The sequence below is a fragment of the Pseudonocardia sulfidoxydans NBRC 16205 genome (genome assembly GCF_007989085.1).
Classification (GTDB): Bacteria; Actinomycetota; Actinomycetes; order Mycobacteriales; family Pseudonocardiaceae; genus Pseudonocardia; species Pseudonocardia sulfidoxydans.
Genome location: NZ_BJVJ01000004.1, coordinates 63753 through 78093, shown reverse-complemented (window position 1 = coordinate 78093; position 14341 = coordinate 63753). Strand labels below are relative to the sequence as shown.

Sequence of the window (14341 nt, the reverse complement as noted above, 5' to 3'; positions counted from 1 at the left end):
CGGACGACGCTGAGGTTGCGCGCGGTCCTTCGGGCCTCCCGTCCGGCTACGTCTGCTTGCGACGCTCGCCGGGCAACGCGACCGGCGCCATCTCCGGCGACGTCGTCAACGCGGTCGGGCCCGCCTCGGCGGCCACGCAGTCGGGGATCGAGTCGTCGGCGGCGAGCGCGCCGCCCGCCGGCAACGTCTCGGGTGCGCGCCACCAGAACAGCAGCGCGAGCGCGCAGATCGCGCCGGTCACGCCGAACGCCCAGCCGAACCCGACCTGCTCGGCCACGAACCCGGCGACGAGTGGGCCGGCGATCGCACCGAGGTCGCCTGCCATCTGGAAGCCGGCCAGGACGGTGCCGCCGCGCGACCTGGCGCCGATGACGTCGGCCACCGCGGCTGTCATCGCGGGGTTGACCAGCCCGCTGCCGATACCGCACACCAGGGAGATCGCGAGGAACACCGGCAGCGACTCGATGAGGCCCAACGCGCCCGTGCCGATCGCCGAGACCACCAGCCCGGCGACCACCGGCGGCTTGCGCCCGGCCCGGTCCGACCAGCGGCCGGAGATCATGAGCGTGGTGGCGTTGCCGACGGCGAACACGCCGAGCGCGTAGCCGGACCAGGCGTCGCTCTCGCGCAGGACCATCACGACGAACAGCGGCACCATCGCGACGCGCACGCCGAAGACGGCCCAGCCGTTGGCGAAGCTCGCGGCCAGCGCGGCGCGGTAGGTGGGGTGGCCGAAGGCGGTGCGGAACGTCGCGGCAGGGGCGGCGGACGGGTCGGCGGACACGGGCAGGCCGGTGCGTCCGCGCAGCAGGACGCCGGTGAGCACGAGTGCGACGACGACGGCGCCGGAGTAGGCCAGGAACGGCACCCGCAGCCCGAACCCGATGAGCAGGCCGCCCAGCAGCGGTCCGGCGATGTTGCCCAGCAGGAACCCGGTCGCCCAGCTGCCCGACGCCCGCCCGCGCGCCTCGGGCGGGGCGAGCCGCACGAGCAGCGAGACCGCGGAGACGGTGAACATCGTCGACCCGATGCCGCCGAACGCCCGGAAGAACAGCAGCTGCCAGTAGTTCGCCGCGAACGCGCACAGGGCGCTCGACACGGCCGAGATGCCGAGGCCGACGACGTAGACGCGCAGCTCGCCGAACCTGCTGACGAGCCGCCCGCTGACCGGGGCGAACCCGAGCCGGAACACCGCGAACAGGCTGATGACGAGCGAGGCCGCGGTGACGCCGACGTCGAAGCTGCGGGCGAACGTCGGGAGGGCGGGAGCGACCACGCCGAACCCGACCGCGATGACGAACGCGGCGCCGACCAGGACCCAGATCTCCCGTGGCAGCCCTGCCGTCGTCGTGCCCGTGCTGCCGGACCTGCCCCGCATGCCCACCTGATCCCTCTCGTCCACTTCGTGAGCAAGGCTAATCGAGGCGGCGGCCGCCGGGAGCCGAGGTGTGCCGGAAAACGAGAACCGGGGCCGCCCCGCTCGGGCGAGCGGTGCGGCCCCGGTTCCCAGGGGTGTGGAGGTGCCGGGAATCGAACCCGGGTCCTCCGTTGCTTCACGAGGGCTTCTCCGTGCGCAGTCCGCTATGCCTCTACTCGGACCCTCCGGTCACGCGAACAAGCCGGAGTGACGATCCCAGTCGCTGTGAGATGTCCCGTGCGAGCCCGCGACCGGCCCGCACGGTGATCCCTCTGAATGATGCCGGGGTCCGGGGCGAGGGAGCCCCCGGTCCGACAGCGACGCTCCTCGCTCAGGCGGCGAGGGCGTACGCGCGCTGACTCTTGTCGGCGCTTGATTTTTTGCGACGGGTGGTTAACGAGATCATCGTCGCCTTCCTCGGCACGCTTCACCTCGATCTACATCCGAAGTCGAAACCGTTCACCCCCTGGCGTCCACCCGCTGTGGGCGTACACGACCATCCTAACGCGGCAGCGCCGCCGGTTCATCCCGGTTACGCCGACGACCCGACGGCGCGCCGCGTCAGCGGACCGCGTCGTCGAACTTCGGGGTGATGCCCGAGGCCGGGACCAGCTGCCATCCCTCCAGCGCCTTGCGGATCTGCTCGGCGGCGTCGACGTTGAGCGGGCCCGAGGTCCACATCGCGTACGGCAGGTTCAGGAACCGGCCCTGCTGGACCGCGGGCAGGTCGCGGATGCCGGCGCGGCTGCGCAGCACCTCGGTCTTCTGCGCGAAGGTCTGCGGCGGATAGTCGACGAACAGGAACGCCGCCGGGTTGCTCGCGGCCACCCGTTCCCACGAGACCTCGGTCCAGGTGTCCTCGACGTCGGCGAGGGCGTTGCGGGCACCCGCCGCGGTGAGGATGCCCTCGGGCGCGCCGAACCGGCCGCTGGAGTAGACGGCGTCGGTGCCGCTGTCGTAGAGGAACACCGTCGGCGGGGTCGCCGGCTGCGGCGCGGAGCGCAGCGCCGCGAGCCGGGCCTCGATGTCGGCGTTCACGGCCGCGGCCTGCTCGGACTTCCCGGTGATGGCACCGAGGTTGGTGAGGTCGTCGCGCAGCGCCGTCCAGGGGTCGACGATGCCGCGCGCCTTCTGACCGTCCTGCTGCCGGCAGCTCTCGGTGAGCACGTAGGGGGCGATGCCGCGCTCGCGCAGCCCGGCCGGGGTGATGTTCTTGGTCTCGCTGTAGCCGTAGTTCCAGCCGGCGACCATGACGTCGGGGCTCTGGGCGAGCACGGTCTCCAGCGACGGGTACTCGGGCGCGACCTGCTTCAGCCCGTCGACGGGCCCGGCGCCGTAGTGGCGGCTCAGGGTGGCGGCGTCGCGCTGCAGGCTCGACACAGCGACGATGCTGTCCTGCGCACCGAGGGCCAGCATCATGGAGATCAGGTTGCCGTCGTTGACGAACACCTTCGTCGCGGGCGCCGGGAACTCGGCGGGGGCCTCGCAGTTGGTGACGGTCACGGTCGTCGACGCGGGGGCGGCGGGCGCCGGCGAGGAGCAGCCGGCGAGCAGCGCCGCCGCGGCGAGCGCGGCCGGCAGGACGTGGCGGGGGCGGATCACGGAACCTCCGGGTGTCGGTCGAACAGCAGATGGGTCTCGCCGGTGACGGGATGGCGCACGGGGGTCGCGGCCACGCCGAACACGGCGCCCAGCACGGCGGGATCGGGCGCGGCGCTGCGCGCGGTGCCGTCGTGCACGAGGACCAGCCGGTCGCAGAAGCGGACGGCGAGGTCGAGGTCGTGCAGGGCCATCAGGACCGTGCGACCCAGCCCGCGCACGAGTCCGAGCAGGTCGAGCCGGTGGCGGACGTCGAGATGGTTGGTGGGTTCGTCGAGGACGAGCAGCTCGGTGTCCTGGACGAGGCCGCGGGCGAGCAGGGCGCGGCGACGTTCCCCGCCGGAGAGGTGGTCGAGGGGGCGGTCGGCGGTCCCGGCCATGTCGACGGCGGCGAGCGCGGCGTCGACGGCCCGTGCCTCGGCCTTCCCGCCGCCCGCCCAGGGTGGCCGGTGCGGTAGCAGCCCCAGCGCGACGAGCTCCCCGACGCGCAGCTCGGCGGGCAGGTCCTCCTCCTGGGCGACGAGCGCGACACGGCGGGCGCGTTCGCGTCGTGACAGGGAGCCGAGCGCGACGCCGTCGAGCTCGACCGTCCCGGCTGCCGGTGGGCGGACGCCCGCGAGGATCCGCAGCAGTGTGGACTTGCCGGCGCCGTTGGGCCCCACGATGCCGACGGTCTCCCCCGCCTCGATCGTGACGTCGACGTCGCGCAGCACCACGTGCCGCCCGATCGCGCAGGTCAGACCGGTGGCGCGCAGCAGGGGCGGCGCGGTCCGGGAGCCGGCGGGAGCCGGGGACGGTGCGGTCACGAGGCCGCCCCGAAGCTGTAGCGGCGGCGGCCCATGAGGACCAGGAACACGGGCGCGCCGACGATTCCGGTGACGACCGAGAGCGGAATCTCCGTCGGGCGCACGGCGATGCGGGCGACGACGTCGACGGCGAGCAGGAACAGCGCCCCCGCCAGGGCGGCGGCGGGCAGGACGAACCGGTGGCGGGCACCGACGAGCAGCCGTGCGATGTGCGGGAGCACCAGCCCGACGAACGCGACCGCGCCCGCCACGGCGACGAGTGCCCCGACCAGGAGCGCGAGCAGCGCGAACAGGCCGGCCCGGACCGCGGGGACCGACACCCCGAGCGCCGACGCGGTGTCCGGCCCGACGGCCATGGCGTCGAGCCAGCCGCTGGCGGCCATGAGCAGCGCGAGCGACACGCCGACGACGGCCGTCGGGATCCAGAGCCGGTCCCATTCGGCACCGGCGAGGCTCCCGAGCAGCCAGAACAGCACCGCCTGGGCGGCGGCGGGGTCGGCGCTGCGGAACACGAGGTAGCTGGCGATCGCCGAGAGTGCCGACCCGATGACGGTGCCGGACAGGATCAGCCGCAACGGCGTGAGCCCGCCCTGCGACAGCGTCACGAACGCGACGAGGATCCCGGCGAGCAGCGCCCCGAGGAAGGCCCCGGCCGACAGCGCCCACACCCCGAACGCGCCGAGCGCCCCGGCGGTGATGACCGCGGTGGCGCCCACGCTCGCGCCCGACTGCACACCGAGCAGGTAGGGGTCGGCGAGCGGGTTGCGGACCAGGGTCTGCACCGCGACACCGGCAACGGCCAACCCGGCGCCGACGACGATCGCCAGCAGCGACCGCGGCAGCCTCAGGTCGAGGACGATCGTGCGGGTGGCGAGGTCACCGCCACCGCGCAGCGCGTCGACGACGCGCCCGACAGGGAGAGCTTCGGCGCCGAAGGCCATCGCGGCGGGGAGCGCGACTGCGAGGAGCAGCAGCAGACAGACGCACACGACGACCGGGCGCCACGGTTGCCCGGACATCTGCACATTTCATCAGATGGTCCCCGCAACCCGGTAGGTGGACGTCAGACTCCGAGCAGCTGCGCCGGGGCGTCGTACAGCACCGACCGCAGGAACCCCGCGCCGAGCCGCTCGTCCGCCGCGGCCCAGCCCGCGATCGCGGCGATCTGCTCGTGGTAGCCGTACGGGATGTTCGGGAAGTCCGTCCCCAGCACCACCCGGTCGGCCACCCCGGCCAGCCGCGCGGGCCAGTCGGCCGGCAACGGCGCGATCGCCTCCGCGAACCCGGTACCGACGACCGTCGTGTCGATCACCACGCCCGGGTACCGGTCGACCAGCGCGAGCGCGTCGACGAAGTCGGGCATCCCGGCGTGGGCGAGCACGACCCGCAGCCGCGGATGCGCCGCCAGGACCTCACCGAACACGTCGAGACCCGTGTGGGCCCCGGCGACCGGACCGTGCCCGCAGTGCACCATCGCGGGGACGCCCGCCTCGGCGAGCAGCCCCCACGCGGGCGCGAGCAGCGGGTCCCGCGGGTCGTACGCACCGACCTGCACGTGCGCCTTCACCAGCCGCGCCCCGGCGTCGACGGCCTTGCCCAGGTAGTCGACGACACCGGGCTCCGGGAACATCGTCGCCGTCGGGACCGCGCCGGGCGTGTCCGCCGCGAAGTCGAGCGCCCACCCGGTGAGCCACTCCGCCATGTCGGGCTTGTGCGGGTACACCAGCGGCGCGAACCGCAGCACGCCCATGCCGCGCAGGATGGTGAGCCGCTCGTCGGACGGCACCTGGTAGTGGATCGGCCACGGCCGCCCGTAGTACTCCTCGCCCTTCGCGAAGTGCGCCCACACCTTGGCCATGACCCGGTCGGGCATGAAGTGCGTGTGCGTGTCGACGAGCCCCGGCAGCCCCAGGTCGGCCACGAACCGCGCGACGTCCGCGTCGTCGACCGGCGGTCGAGGAACCGTCACCGCAGCTCCCTGGCGCGCCCCTTCGCCGCGCGGCCGAACGCGCGCTGCACCTCGCGGTCGGCGTCGCGCTTCGCGAGGTCCTGGCGCTTGTCGTAGGACTTCTTGCCCTTGGCCAGCGCGACCTCGCACTTGACCTTGCCCTCGTTGAAGTACAGGGCCAGCGGCACCAGCGTCAGACCACCCTCGCGCGTCTTGCCGATGAGCGACTCGATCTCGCGACGGTGCAGCAGCAGCTTGCGCGTGCGCCGCGGCTCGTGGTTGGTCCAGCTGCCGTGCGTGTACTCGGGGATGTGCAGCCCGCGCAGCCACACCTCGCCGTCGTCGATCGTGGCGAAGGCGTCGGCCAGCGACGCACGGCCCAGCCGCAGACTCTTGACCTCGGTGCCCATCAGCGCGACACCCGCCTCGTAGGTGTCGAGGATGGCGTAGTCGTGTCGCGCCCTGCGGTTCTGCGCGATCACCTTGCGGCCTTTCTCCTTCACCTGTCCAGCCTACGCGGGCACGGAAGGAGGTTTCAGACCTTCACGTACAGCCGCAGCGTCACGTAGCCGGTGACACCCGCGATCGCCGCACCGATCGGCACCAGCCAGATCGACGTCTCCAGCACGTCGAAGATCGTGACCGGGGGGATGACACCGTTCTGCGCGATCCCGGCCAGCAGGTCGTCGATGAACACGAACTTGGCGACGACCAGCCCGACACCCGCGAGGACCGCGCCCGCGACGCCGGTGATCACGGCCTCGATGAGGAACGGCAGCTGCGTGTACCAGCGCGTCGCGCCGACCAGTCGCATCACGCCCACCTCGACGCGGCGCGTGTACGCCGACACCTGCACCGTGTTGGAGATCAGCAGCAGCGCCGCGATCGCCTGCACCAGCGCCAGCGCGAACGTCACGTTCCGCACGCCTCCGAGGAAGTCGAACAGCTTGCCGACGACGTCGCGCTGGTCGATCACCGTGCGCACCCCGACCTGGCCGTTCATGGCCTGCCGGACCGCCTCCGCGCCGTTGTCCTGGTCGGCGAGCTTGACCCGCAGCGTGGCGGGCAGCGACTGCGGGCGGGCCACGTCGGCGATCGACTGGCCGGCGAACAGCTCCTGGAACCGCTCGTAGGCCGCCTGCTGGCTCTCGTAGGTGACCGACTCGACGAGCGGCGAGTTCTGCAGCGTCGTCTCGATGCCCTGGCAGATGGGCTGGCTGCAGTCGGTGTCGGCCGACGACACGTCCTGCGTCAGCGCGACCTGCACCTCCAGCCGGTCGGCGTAGATCGCCTCCGTGGAGTCGATCGTGCGCACCGCCAGCAGCCCGGTACCGACGAGTGCGAGCGAGATCGCCGTCGTCAGCACCATCGCGATCGTCATGGTGACGTTGCGGCGCAGGCCGGTGGTGACCTCCCGGCGGACGAAGTCGGTTCTCATTCCGCCTCCGCGGGAAGAAGTACGTCGGCGGTCCTCATGCCTGCGCCCGACCCACCCCGTACACGCCGCGCGACTCGTCGCGCACGACCTGGCCGAGGTCGAGCTCCACGACGCGGCGGCGCATCGAGTCGACGATCGAGTGGTCGTGCGTGGCCATCACGACCGTCGTGCCCGTGCGGTTGATCCGCTCCAGCAGCAGCATGATGTCCTGGCTGGTGTCGGGGTCGAGGTTGCCCGTCGGCTCGTCGGCCAGCAGGACGAGCGGCCGGTTCACGAACGCCCGCGCGATCGCGACGCGCTGCTGCTCACCGCCGGAGAGCTCGTGCGGCATCCGGTCGGCCTTGCCCTCGAGCCCGACCAGCTCCAGCACCTCGGGCACGACCCGGCCGATCGTGGACTGCGGCTTGCCGATCACCTCGAGGGCGAACGCGACGTTGCCGCCGACGGTCTTGTTGGGCAGCAGCCGGAAGTCCTGGAAGACGCACCCGATCCGCTGCCGCAGCCGCGGCACCCGCCGGCGCGGCAGCTTCGCGACGTCGAGATCGGCGACGGTGATCTTCCCGCGCGTCGGCAGGTCCTCGCGCAACAGCAGCCGCAGGAACGTCGACTTCCCGGAGCCGGACGGCCCGATGAGGAAGACGAACTCGCCCTTCTCCACCGACACCGAGACCCGGTCGAGCGCGGGGCGCGTCGACGTCTTGTACATCTTGGTGACGCGTTCCAGGCGGATCACGGCTGGGACGGTACCGGTCGCCACCCTCGCACCCCGGCTTCGACCCGCCCCCTCGGCGCGGCGTGCCGACCACTCACGGATCGCATCCGCGCGGCCCTGTGAGTGGCGATAGTCGCTATGGCGACTATCGCCACTCACGACCTCAGTTGTCCTCGGCCTGCTGCTGGCGCCGCCAGCGGATGCCGGCCTCGATGAAGCCGTCGAGATCGCCGTCGAGCACCGCACCCGGGTTGCCGACCTCGTACTCGGTCCGCAGGTCCTTGACCATCTGGTACGGGTGCAGGACGTAGGAGCGCATCTGGTTGCCCCACGACGAGCCCGTGTCCTTCAGCGAGTCCATCAGGGCCCGCTCCTCCTGGCGCTTGCGCTCCAGCAGCTTGGCCTGCAGGACCACCATCGCGGTGGCCTTGTTCTGGATCTGGCTGCGCTCGTTCTGGCAGGACACCACGATCCCCGTGGGGATGTGCGTCAGCCGGACCGCGGAGTCGGTCGTGTTGACGCCCTGACCACCCGGGCCCGACGAGCGGTAGACGTCGACGCGCAGTTCCTTCTCGTCGATGTCGATGTGGTCGGTCGACTCGACGACGGGGGTGACCTCCACACCCGCGAACGAGGTCTGCCGGCGCCCCTGGTTGTCGAACGGCGAGATGCGCACCAGCCGGTGCGTGCCCTGCTCGACCGACAGCGTCCCGTACGCGTAGGGCGTGTGGACCTGGAAGGTCGCGGACTTGATACCCGCCTCCTCCGCGTACGACGTGTCGTAGACGTCGACGCCGTAGCCGTGGCGCTCGGCCCAGCGCAGGTACATGCGCATGAGCATCTCGGCGAAGTCGGCCGCGTCGACACCGCCCGCCTCGGAGCGGATCGTCACCAGCGCCTCACGCTCGTCGTACTCACCCGAGAGCAGGGTGCGGACCTCGAGCGACTCGATGTCGGACCGCAGCGACGCCCGCTCGCTGTCGGCGTCGGCGACGGCCGACTCGTCACCCTCGTCCTCGGCCAGCTCGTAGAGCACCGGGAGGTCCTCGAGGCGGCGGCGCAGGTCCTCGACCCGGCGCAGCTCACCACCGGCGTGCGCGAGCCGGCTGGTGACCTTCTGCGCGACCTCGGTGTCGTTCCACAGGTCGGGCTGGCCCGCCTGCTCCTCGAGGTCGGCGATCTCGACGCGCAGCGCGGGCAGGTCGACGACCGCCTCGATGTTGTCGAGGGTGCCGGACAGGTCCTTGAGATCGGCTGCGACGTCGGGGTTCACAACAGACCAGCCTACGCAACGCGTCTATTCGGTCGGGATGGCATCCAGCAGCTTGACCATCGCGCGGGTGTGGGCCACGGCGAAGTCGGCGACGGCCTTCTCGTACGGGTCCGACTCCGACCGTGCGGCCGAGCGGGCGCCGTCGAGCCGCACCGCGTAGGCGACCCGGGCGGTGCGCACGAGCTCGGCGCGCTGCCGAACGGTGAGCGAACGCGAGTGCAGCAGCCGCAGCACGAGCGGGCTGCGCAGCGAGTCGGCCCCGCCGCCCGCCATCAGCCACGCCTTGAAGGCACGCCGCCCCGGCTGCGTGATGACGTACTGCTGCGACGCCCGTGGCCCCTGCTTGCCGAGCTTGAGCAGCCCGGCCTCGGTGAGGGCGGGCAGCTCCCGGTACACCTGGCTGCGGGTCACGGAGAAGAAGGCACCGAAGCGGTCGGCCGCCGCGGCGACGAGCTGGCCGCCTGTCATCGGCCCGGCGTGCAGCAGTCCGAGCAGCGCAGCAGCGGTCGCATTCACGGCAGTGGACGCTGGCATGGCTCTTACAGTGACACGACCGGGCGAGGTCCGCATCCACAGCGGACGGACACCGCCCGGTCGACCGGGTCAGCCGATCGTCAGCGTGGCGATCCGCTCACGCTGCGCGTCGGCATCGCCGTACTGCCCGGCGAGACGCTTGGCGCGCTTGTAGAACAGATGCGCCTCGTGTTCCCAGGTGTAGCCGATGCCGCCGTGGTACTGGATCATCGCCGCGGTCGCGGCCAGCGCGGCGTCGGACGCCTTGGCCTTCGCGACGGCGACGGCGAGGTCCGCGCCGTCGGCCCCGGTGTCGACGGCATGTGCCGCATACAGGACGGCGTGCTCGGCCATCGTCACGCCGACGTGGAGGTCGGCCAGCGCGTGCTTGATCGCCTGGAAGGAGCCGACGGGCACGCCGAACTGCTCGCGTTCACGGTCGTAGGCGACGGTCCGGGTGATCGCCTCGCGCGCGACACCGGCCAGATCGGACGCGACGAGGACGGTCGCCCGGGCGGTGAGATCCGCGATCGCCTCACCGGGGAACGCCTCGGACGTCTCGACGGTGACGCGGGCCAGCCGCGTCGTTCCGTCGTACGAGCCGACCGCTTCCGTGGTGAACCCGCCACGTTCGGCGAGGGCGAGCCCGTCGCCGTCACGGACGACGAGGACGTCGGCGATCGCGGCGTACTCGACAGGCGCGCCGCTCAGCGACACCGCGCCCACCGCCTCGCCGGACGCGAGCCTCGGCAGCCACGCCGCCTGCTGCTCGGGCGAGCCCGCCAGCCGGACCGCATCGGCGGCGAGGACGGTGCCGCGCCACGGCCCGGGTGCGACGCCCGCACCCAGCGACCGGGCGATGACCTGGGCCTCGACCAGGCCGAGCCCGAGGCCGTCGTGCTCCTCGGGGACGGTGACGGCCAGCCAGCCCTGCTCGGCGGCGGCCTTCCACAGCGCTTCGGGGTTGCCGTCGCCGACAGCGCCGTCTGCGCCGCTCGCGGCGGCGTCCTCGACGACGCCGCGGACGGCCTCGAGGTCGAAGCGCTCGGCCAGGTACGTCGTGACCGCGGTGCCGAACTCGCGCTGGTCGTCGGTGAGTGCGAAGAACACTGCTCCCCCTACCGCGGCAGGCCGAGCACGCGCTCGGCGGTGATCGTGCGCTGCACCTGTGAGGACCCGCCCCAGATCGTGACCGACCGGGACCACATGGCCTGTGCGTGCAGCGGGCGGAGATCCAGCTCGCCGAGCGAGTCGAGCGTGGCGTCCTCGCCGAGGATGTCGTCGTAGACCTCCCAGAGGTCCTGGAACGTCTCCGACCACTGCAGCTTGGTCATCGACGCCTCGAACCCGAGGTCGCGGCCCTGCTCGACCTGGGTGAGCACGTGCATCGCGTGCAGCCGCAGGCACTCCAGCTCGGTGAGCACCCTCGCCAGGCGGCCGCGGATCACCGGGTCGGTGTGACGCCCCAGTCTGCGGGCGACGTCGACGATCTCGTCGTACTGCCGTCGGAACTCGGTGTACTGCCCGATCCCCGATGCGCCCCGCTCGAACGACAGCAGCAGCATCGCCGTGCGCCAGCCGTCACCGATCTCGCCGAGGACGTCGGTGGCGGCGACGCGGGCGTCGTCGAAGAACACCTCACCGAACTCGCTGGCCCCGCTCATCTGCTTGAGCGGCCGCGCGTCGACACCGTCCTGGTGCATGTCGATCAGCAGCATGGAGATGCCGCGGTGGCGTTGGCTGCCCGGCTCGGTACGGACGAGGGTGAAGATCTTGTCGCCGTGGACGGCGTTGGTGGTCCACACCTTCTGGCCGTTGACGACGAAGTCGTCGCCGTCGCGCACGCCCTTGGTCGACAAGGCGGCGAGATCCGAACCGGCGCCGGGCTCGGAGAAGCCCTGGCACCAGATGACCTCGTTGCGCAGCAACGGGCCGACGATCTCCTTCTTCTGCGCGTCGGTGCCGATCGCCATCACCGTCGGCGCGAGGAACGCCAGGCCCAGCGGGTTGACGGTGCGCGGGGCGTGGGCGCGGACGGTCTCCTCGTCGTAGATCGCCTTCATGCCGGGGGTGCCGCCGCGGCCGCCGAACTCGGCAGGCCACTCGATGCCGGCGAACCCGGCCAGGGCCTTGTCACGCTCCCAGTCGCGCCGGACGCGGAAGCTCTCGTCGTCGCCCAGGGACTCCCAGAAGCCGGGGCGGGTCCACTCGTCGGGGATGTTCGCGCCGAGCCAGGCGCGGAGCTCCCGGCGGAACTGCTCCTCGGCCTCGGTGTAGGTCAGGTCCATGCAGCCTCCTCGCGCGCCGGTCCGGTCGTCCCGCAGCCTTCCATACTCGTCGGTAACTTGCCGCGTGCCGGGCGGCGCCGCCGGTATGCACCCCGTAGCCTCGGAGTATGCGAAGTGAGCGGGTGACGGTGACCCTTCCAGCCGAACTGGTGGCCGTGGCGCGGAACGCGGTCCGCGCCGGTCACTCACCGAGCCTGTCGGCCTACGTCGCGGAGGCGGTGGCAGCGCGCCAGACGCGCGACCGCTCCCTCGCGACGCTGGCCGACCTCTACGGCGGACCACCCCCGCCGGACGAGCTCGACGCCGCCCGCCGGTCCCTGCGCGTCGTCCCGCCGCCCGCGCCGGTCGGCTCACCGCGGTGATCGGCGGAAGGATTCTCGACGCGTCGGCACTGGCCGCGTTCGCCACCGGCCGCCCCGTCTACGTCCGCGCCCTGGTGTGGGCCGCGGTCGAGGAGAACATCGTGCTGGCCATCCCGAGCGCCGCGCTCGGCCGGGCGTGGTCGCTCGTCGAGCCCGAACACCATGCGGCCCTTCAGGTCCTGCTCGGGCTGCCCAACACCGTCATCGACGAGCTGAGCCCCGCCATGGCCCAGGAGTCCGGCCTGCTGATGGCCGCCTCCGGCCAGGACGACCTCGTCACCGGCCAGGTCGTCGCCGCCTCGCGGCGCCGCGGCTGGCCCGCTGTCACCGGCGACCCCGGCGCGCTGCGCAAGATGGACGTCGGCGTCGCGATCGAGGAGCTCCCGTAGCCCTGCTCGCCCTGTGAGTGGCGATAGTCGCTATAGCGACTATCGCCACTCACAGGGGTTCAGTGCGCGAACCGTTCCCGTAGCCGGACGATCGAGGAGTCGTCCAGGCCGTTCGCGAGCAACCACCCCGCGGCACCGCCGTGCTCGCGGTCGAGGGTGGCCAGCACCTGGGCCATCGCCTCGGCGCGGGGCAGGTGCGGGGTGAGGTCGGCGGGCATCTCGCTGCCCTCGGCCGTGGTCCAGCGCCGGAACATGTCCTCGACCTTCGTCGCCGACAACGCGTAGTCGTCGACGACCGCGTCGCGCTCCACGCCGACCGTGTCCAGGACGAGCGCGACCAGGACGCCGGTGCGGTCCTTGCCCGCCGCGCAGTGCACGAGCGCCGGCCCGGCCTGCGGGGCGGCGAGTCTGCGGACCGCCTCGACGACGTTGGCGGGCCGGTCGGCGAGGTAGCCGAGGTAGTTGCGCGCCAACGGGTCGGCATCCTCGTCGGTCTCGGGAAGGGCCCGGCCCTCCTCGGGGATGAAGCTCAGCGCGACCGTCTCGACACCCGCCGCCGCGACCGACGTCGGCCCGTCGCGGTCGATCTCCCGGGCGGTCCGCAGGTCGAGCACCAGTGACAGCCCGAAGGTGTCGACGAGGTGCCGCACGTCGGCGGGGGTGACGTAGTGCAGGGAGGCGCTGCGCAGCAGCACTCCGGGTCGGGTGGTCCCGCCGCCCGCGATCGGCAGACCGCCGACGTCGCGGACGTTGTCGAGACCTTCGAGCTGCAGCCAGCGATCGACGACGGTCACCCCGGCACCGTAACCCGGCTCAGCCGACCAGCTTCTGCACTGCGCCCCGCGTCACGACGAGCGGATCGGGGAGATCCGGTGAGCCGCCCTCGGGGGTCAGCCAGGTGAAGGTCATGACGACCTCGTCGCGGTGCACCGAGATCAGCAGGATGTCGAAGCCCTCCCCGCCGACGCGCCAGCCGGTGGCCTGCGTCCCGCCGACGTCGACCCGCAGGTCCTCACCGGGGGTGACGACGACGGGCTTGCCGCCGATGCTGCCCTGCCCACAGTCGAGGCCTGCGACGGAGTGGTCGTAGGCGGCCTGCGCGGTGGTCTGGTCGGGGTAGACCGAGACGGCCTCCTGGACCCGCACCGACGCGCTCTCGAACGCGACGCCCACCCGGACGGCGTCGGGGAACCGGGCGACGACGCCCTGCCCGCCGCAGACCGCGGGCGCCGACGGGTCGGGCTTCGGCTCGGCGATCGAGGTGAACCCGGGGCCGACCTCGGCCTCGGTGAGCAGGAAGGGCCGCAACCCGTCGGCGGCGGCCTCGAAGTCGCGGATACCCGGCGTGCCGGTGGAGGCGGGTGGCGCCTCACCGGCGGCCGCGGCGGGTGGCGGGACGACGGGCGTGGCGGCGACGGTGCGGGCGACGGGTTCGGCCGTCCCGGAGGTGGTCTGCGCGCAGCCCGCGACCGCGACCAGCGCGACAGCCGCCGTTGCCATCGCGGCGAGCTTCTTCATGACGACGAGTGTTCGCCGCGACGGCCCGGCGGTCAGGGATGCCAGCACCCCACTGTGTCCGGGTGGCGGTACCCGGCG

General features: G+C 72.5%; 16 protein-coding genes and 1 other RNA gene. 2 read left to right on the top strand and 15 right to left on the bottom strand.

All coding sequences use genetic code 11. The features are described from left to right. Nucleotides 1–46 precede the first annotated feature (46 nt). The 13 genes from PSU4_RS03430 to PSU4_RS03370 all read right to left on the bottom strand — a co-directional run bounded on the left by PSU4_RS03430 (nucleotide 47) and on the right by PSU4_RS03370 (nucleotide 11994). Entirely contained in the window at nucleotides 47–1378 is a 1332-nt protein-coding gene (locus PSU4_RS03430) for an MFS transporter (RefSeq protein ID WP_147102478.1), read from the bottom strand. A 134-nt stretch (nucleotides 1379–1512) separates the two neighbouring features. After that, nucleotides 1513–1884: a transfer-messenger RNA gene (gene ssrA / locus PSU4_RS03425) on the bottom strand. Between the two features lie 94 nt (nucleotides 1885–1978). After that, on the bottom strand, nucleotides 1979–3019 hold the full coding sequence (locus PSU4_RS03420; protein WP_147102477.1) for an ABC transporter substrate-binding protein: 1041 nt from the start codon (nucleotides 3017–3019) through the stop codon (nucleotides 1979–1981). Continuing rightward, the gene (locus PSU4_RS03415; protein WP_147102476.1) at nucleotides 3016–3822 is read right to left on the bottom strand and encodes an ABC transporter ATP-binding protein; all 807 of its coding nucleotides are present in this window, start codon (nucleotides 3820–3822) and stop codon (nucleotides 3016–3018) included. Before PSU4_RS03415 ends, PSU4_RS03420 begins: the two co-directional genes overlap by 4 nt. Next, nucleotides 3819–4841 carry a FecCD family ABC transporter permease gene (locus PSU4_RS03410; RefSeq protein ID WP_147102475.1) on the bottom strand — a complete coding sequence of 341 codons (1023 nt, stop codon included), beginning with the start codon at nucleotides 4839–4841 and terminating at the stop codon, nucleotides 3819–3821. The genes PSU4_RS03415 and PSU4_RS03410 overlap by 4 nt, the downstream gene beginning before the upstream one ends. Before the next feature lie 44 nt (nucleotides 4842–4885). Further along, a complete protein-coding gene (locus PSU4_RS03405; protein ID WP_147102474.1) occupies nucleotides 4886–5791 on the bottom strand; it encodes an amidohydrolase family protein in 906 nt (301 codons plus the stop codon). Further along, a complete protein-coding gene (gene smpB / locus PSU4_RS03400; RefSeq protein WP_147102473.1) occupies nucleotides 5788–6273 on the bottom strand; it encodes an SsrA-binding protein SmpB in 486 nt (161 codons plus the stop codon). The genes PSU4_RS03405 and smpB overlap by 4 nt, the downstream gene beginning before the upstream one ends. Nucleotides 6274–6305: 32 nt before the next feature. Beyond that, nucleotides 6306–7208 (bottom strand): permease-like cell division protein FtsX, encoded by a 903-nt coding sequence (gene ftsX, locus PSU4_RS03395; protein WP_147102472.1) that lies wholly within the window; start codon nucleotides 7206–7208, stop codon nucleotides 6306–6308. 34 nt (nucleotides 7209–7242) lie between these two features. Further along, on the bottom strand, nucleotides 7243–7941 hold the full coding sequence (gene ftsE / locus PSU4_RS03390) for a cell division ATP-binding protein FtsE (protein ID WP_147102471.1): 699 nt from the start codon (nucleotides 7939–7941) through the stop codon (nucleotides 7243–7245). 142 nt (nucleotides 7942–8083) lie between these two features. Continuing rightward, a complete protein-coding gene (gene prfB / locus PSU4_RS03385) occupies nucleotides 8084–9193 on the bottom strand; it encodes a peptide chain release factor 2 (RefSeq protein WP_147102470.1) in 1110 nt (369 codons plus the stop codon). 24 nt (nucleotides 9194–9217) lie between these two features. Continuing rightward, the gene (locus PSU4_RS03380) at nucleotides 9218–9727 is read right to left on the bottom strand and encodes a PadR family transcriptional regulator (RefSeq protein WP_147102469.1); all 510 of its coding nucleotides are present in this window, start codon (nucleotides 9725–9727) and stop codon (nucleotides 9218–9220) included. Nucleotides 9728–9796: 69 nt separating this feature from the next. After that, complete coding sequence (locus tag PSU4_RS03375; RefSeq protein WP_147102468.1) at nucleotides 9797–10816, bottom strand: acyl-CoA dehydrogenase family protein; 1020 nt, start codon at nucleotides 10814–10816, stop codon at nucleotides 9797–9799. An 8-nt stretch (nucleotides 10817–10824) separates the two neighbouring features. Beyond that, nucleotides 10825–11994 carry an acyl-CoA dehydrogenase family protein gene (locus PSU4_RS03370; protein ID WP_147102467.1) on the bottom strand — a complete coding sequence of 390 codons (1170 nt, stop codon included), beginning with the start codon at nucleotides 11992–11994 and terminating at the stop codon, nucleotides 10825–10827. A gap of 107 nt (nucleotides 11995–12101) precedes the next feature. On the opposite strand from PSU4_RS03370, the gene PSU4_RS03365 reads away from it, so the two are divergent. Together PSU4_RS03365 and PSU4_RS03360 are read left to right on the top strand one after the other, a co-directional pair. After that, the gene (locus PSU4_RS03365) at nucleotides 12102–12356 is read left to right on the top strand and encodes a hypothetical protein (protein ID WP_147102466.1); all 255 of its coding nucleotides are present in this window, start codon (nucleotides 12102–12104) and stop codon (nucleotides 12354–12356) included. Further along, nucleotides 12353–12745, top strand: a complete 393-nt coding sequence (locus tag PSU4_RS03360) for a hypothetical protein (RefSeq protein WP_147102465.1) — start codon at nucleotides 12353–12355, stop codon at nucleotides 12743–12745. The genes PSU4_RS03365 and PSU4_RS03360 overlap by 4 nt, the downstream gene beginning before the upstream one ends. Nucleotides 12746–12804: 59 nt before the next feature. On the opposite strand, the gene PSU4_RS03355 is transcribed toward PSU4_RS03360, so the two are convergent. After that, on the bottom strand, nucleotides 12805–13539 hold the full coding sequence (locus PSU4_RS03355; RefSeq protein WP_147102464.1) for a tyrosine-protein phosphatase: 735 nt from the start codon (nucleotides 13537–13539) through the stop codon (nucleotides 12805–12807). A gap of 19 nt (nucleotides 13540–13558) precedes the next feature. Then, nucleotides 13559–14311 carry a hypothetical protein gene (locus PSU4_RS03350; protein ID WP_147102463.1) on the bottom strand — a complete coding sequence of 251 codons (753 nt, stop codon included), beginning with the start codon at nucleotides 14309–14311 and terminating at the stop codon, nucleotides 13559–13561. Nucleotides 14312–14341 lie beyond the last annotated feature (30 nt).

What these genes read in the sequence shown, in the direction of transcription:
- PSU4_RS03365 (WP_147102466.1), top strand. Translation starts at nt 12,102, where the DNA reads ATGCGAAGTGAGCGGGTGACGGTGACCCTTCCAGCCGAACTGGTGGCC.
- PSU4_RS03410 (WP_147102475.1), bottom strand. Translation starts at nt 4,841, where the DNA reads ATGTCCGGGCAACCGTGGCGCCCGGTCGTCGTGTGCGTCTGTCTGCTG.
- PSU4_RS03370 (WP_147102467.1), bottom strand. Translation starts at nt 11,994, where the DNA reads ATGGACCTGACCTACACCGAGGCCGAGGAGCAGTTCCGCCGGGAGCTC.
- PSU4_RS03430 (WP_147102478.1), bottom strand. Translation starts at nt 1,378, where the DNA reads ATGCGGGGCAGGTCCGGCAGCACGGGCACGACGACGGCAGGGCTGCCA.
- PSU4_RS03380 (WP_147102469.1), bottom strand. Translation starts at nt 9,727, where the DNA reads ATGCCAGCGTCCACTGCCGTGAATGCGACCGCTGCTGCGCTGCTCGGA.
- ftsX (WP_147102472.1), bottom strand. Translation starts at nt 7,208, where the DNA reads ATGAGAACCGACTTCGTCCGCCGGGAGGTCACCACCGGCCTGCGCCGC.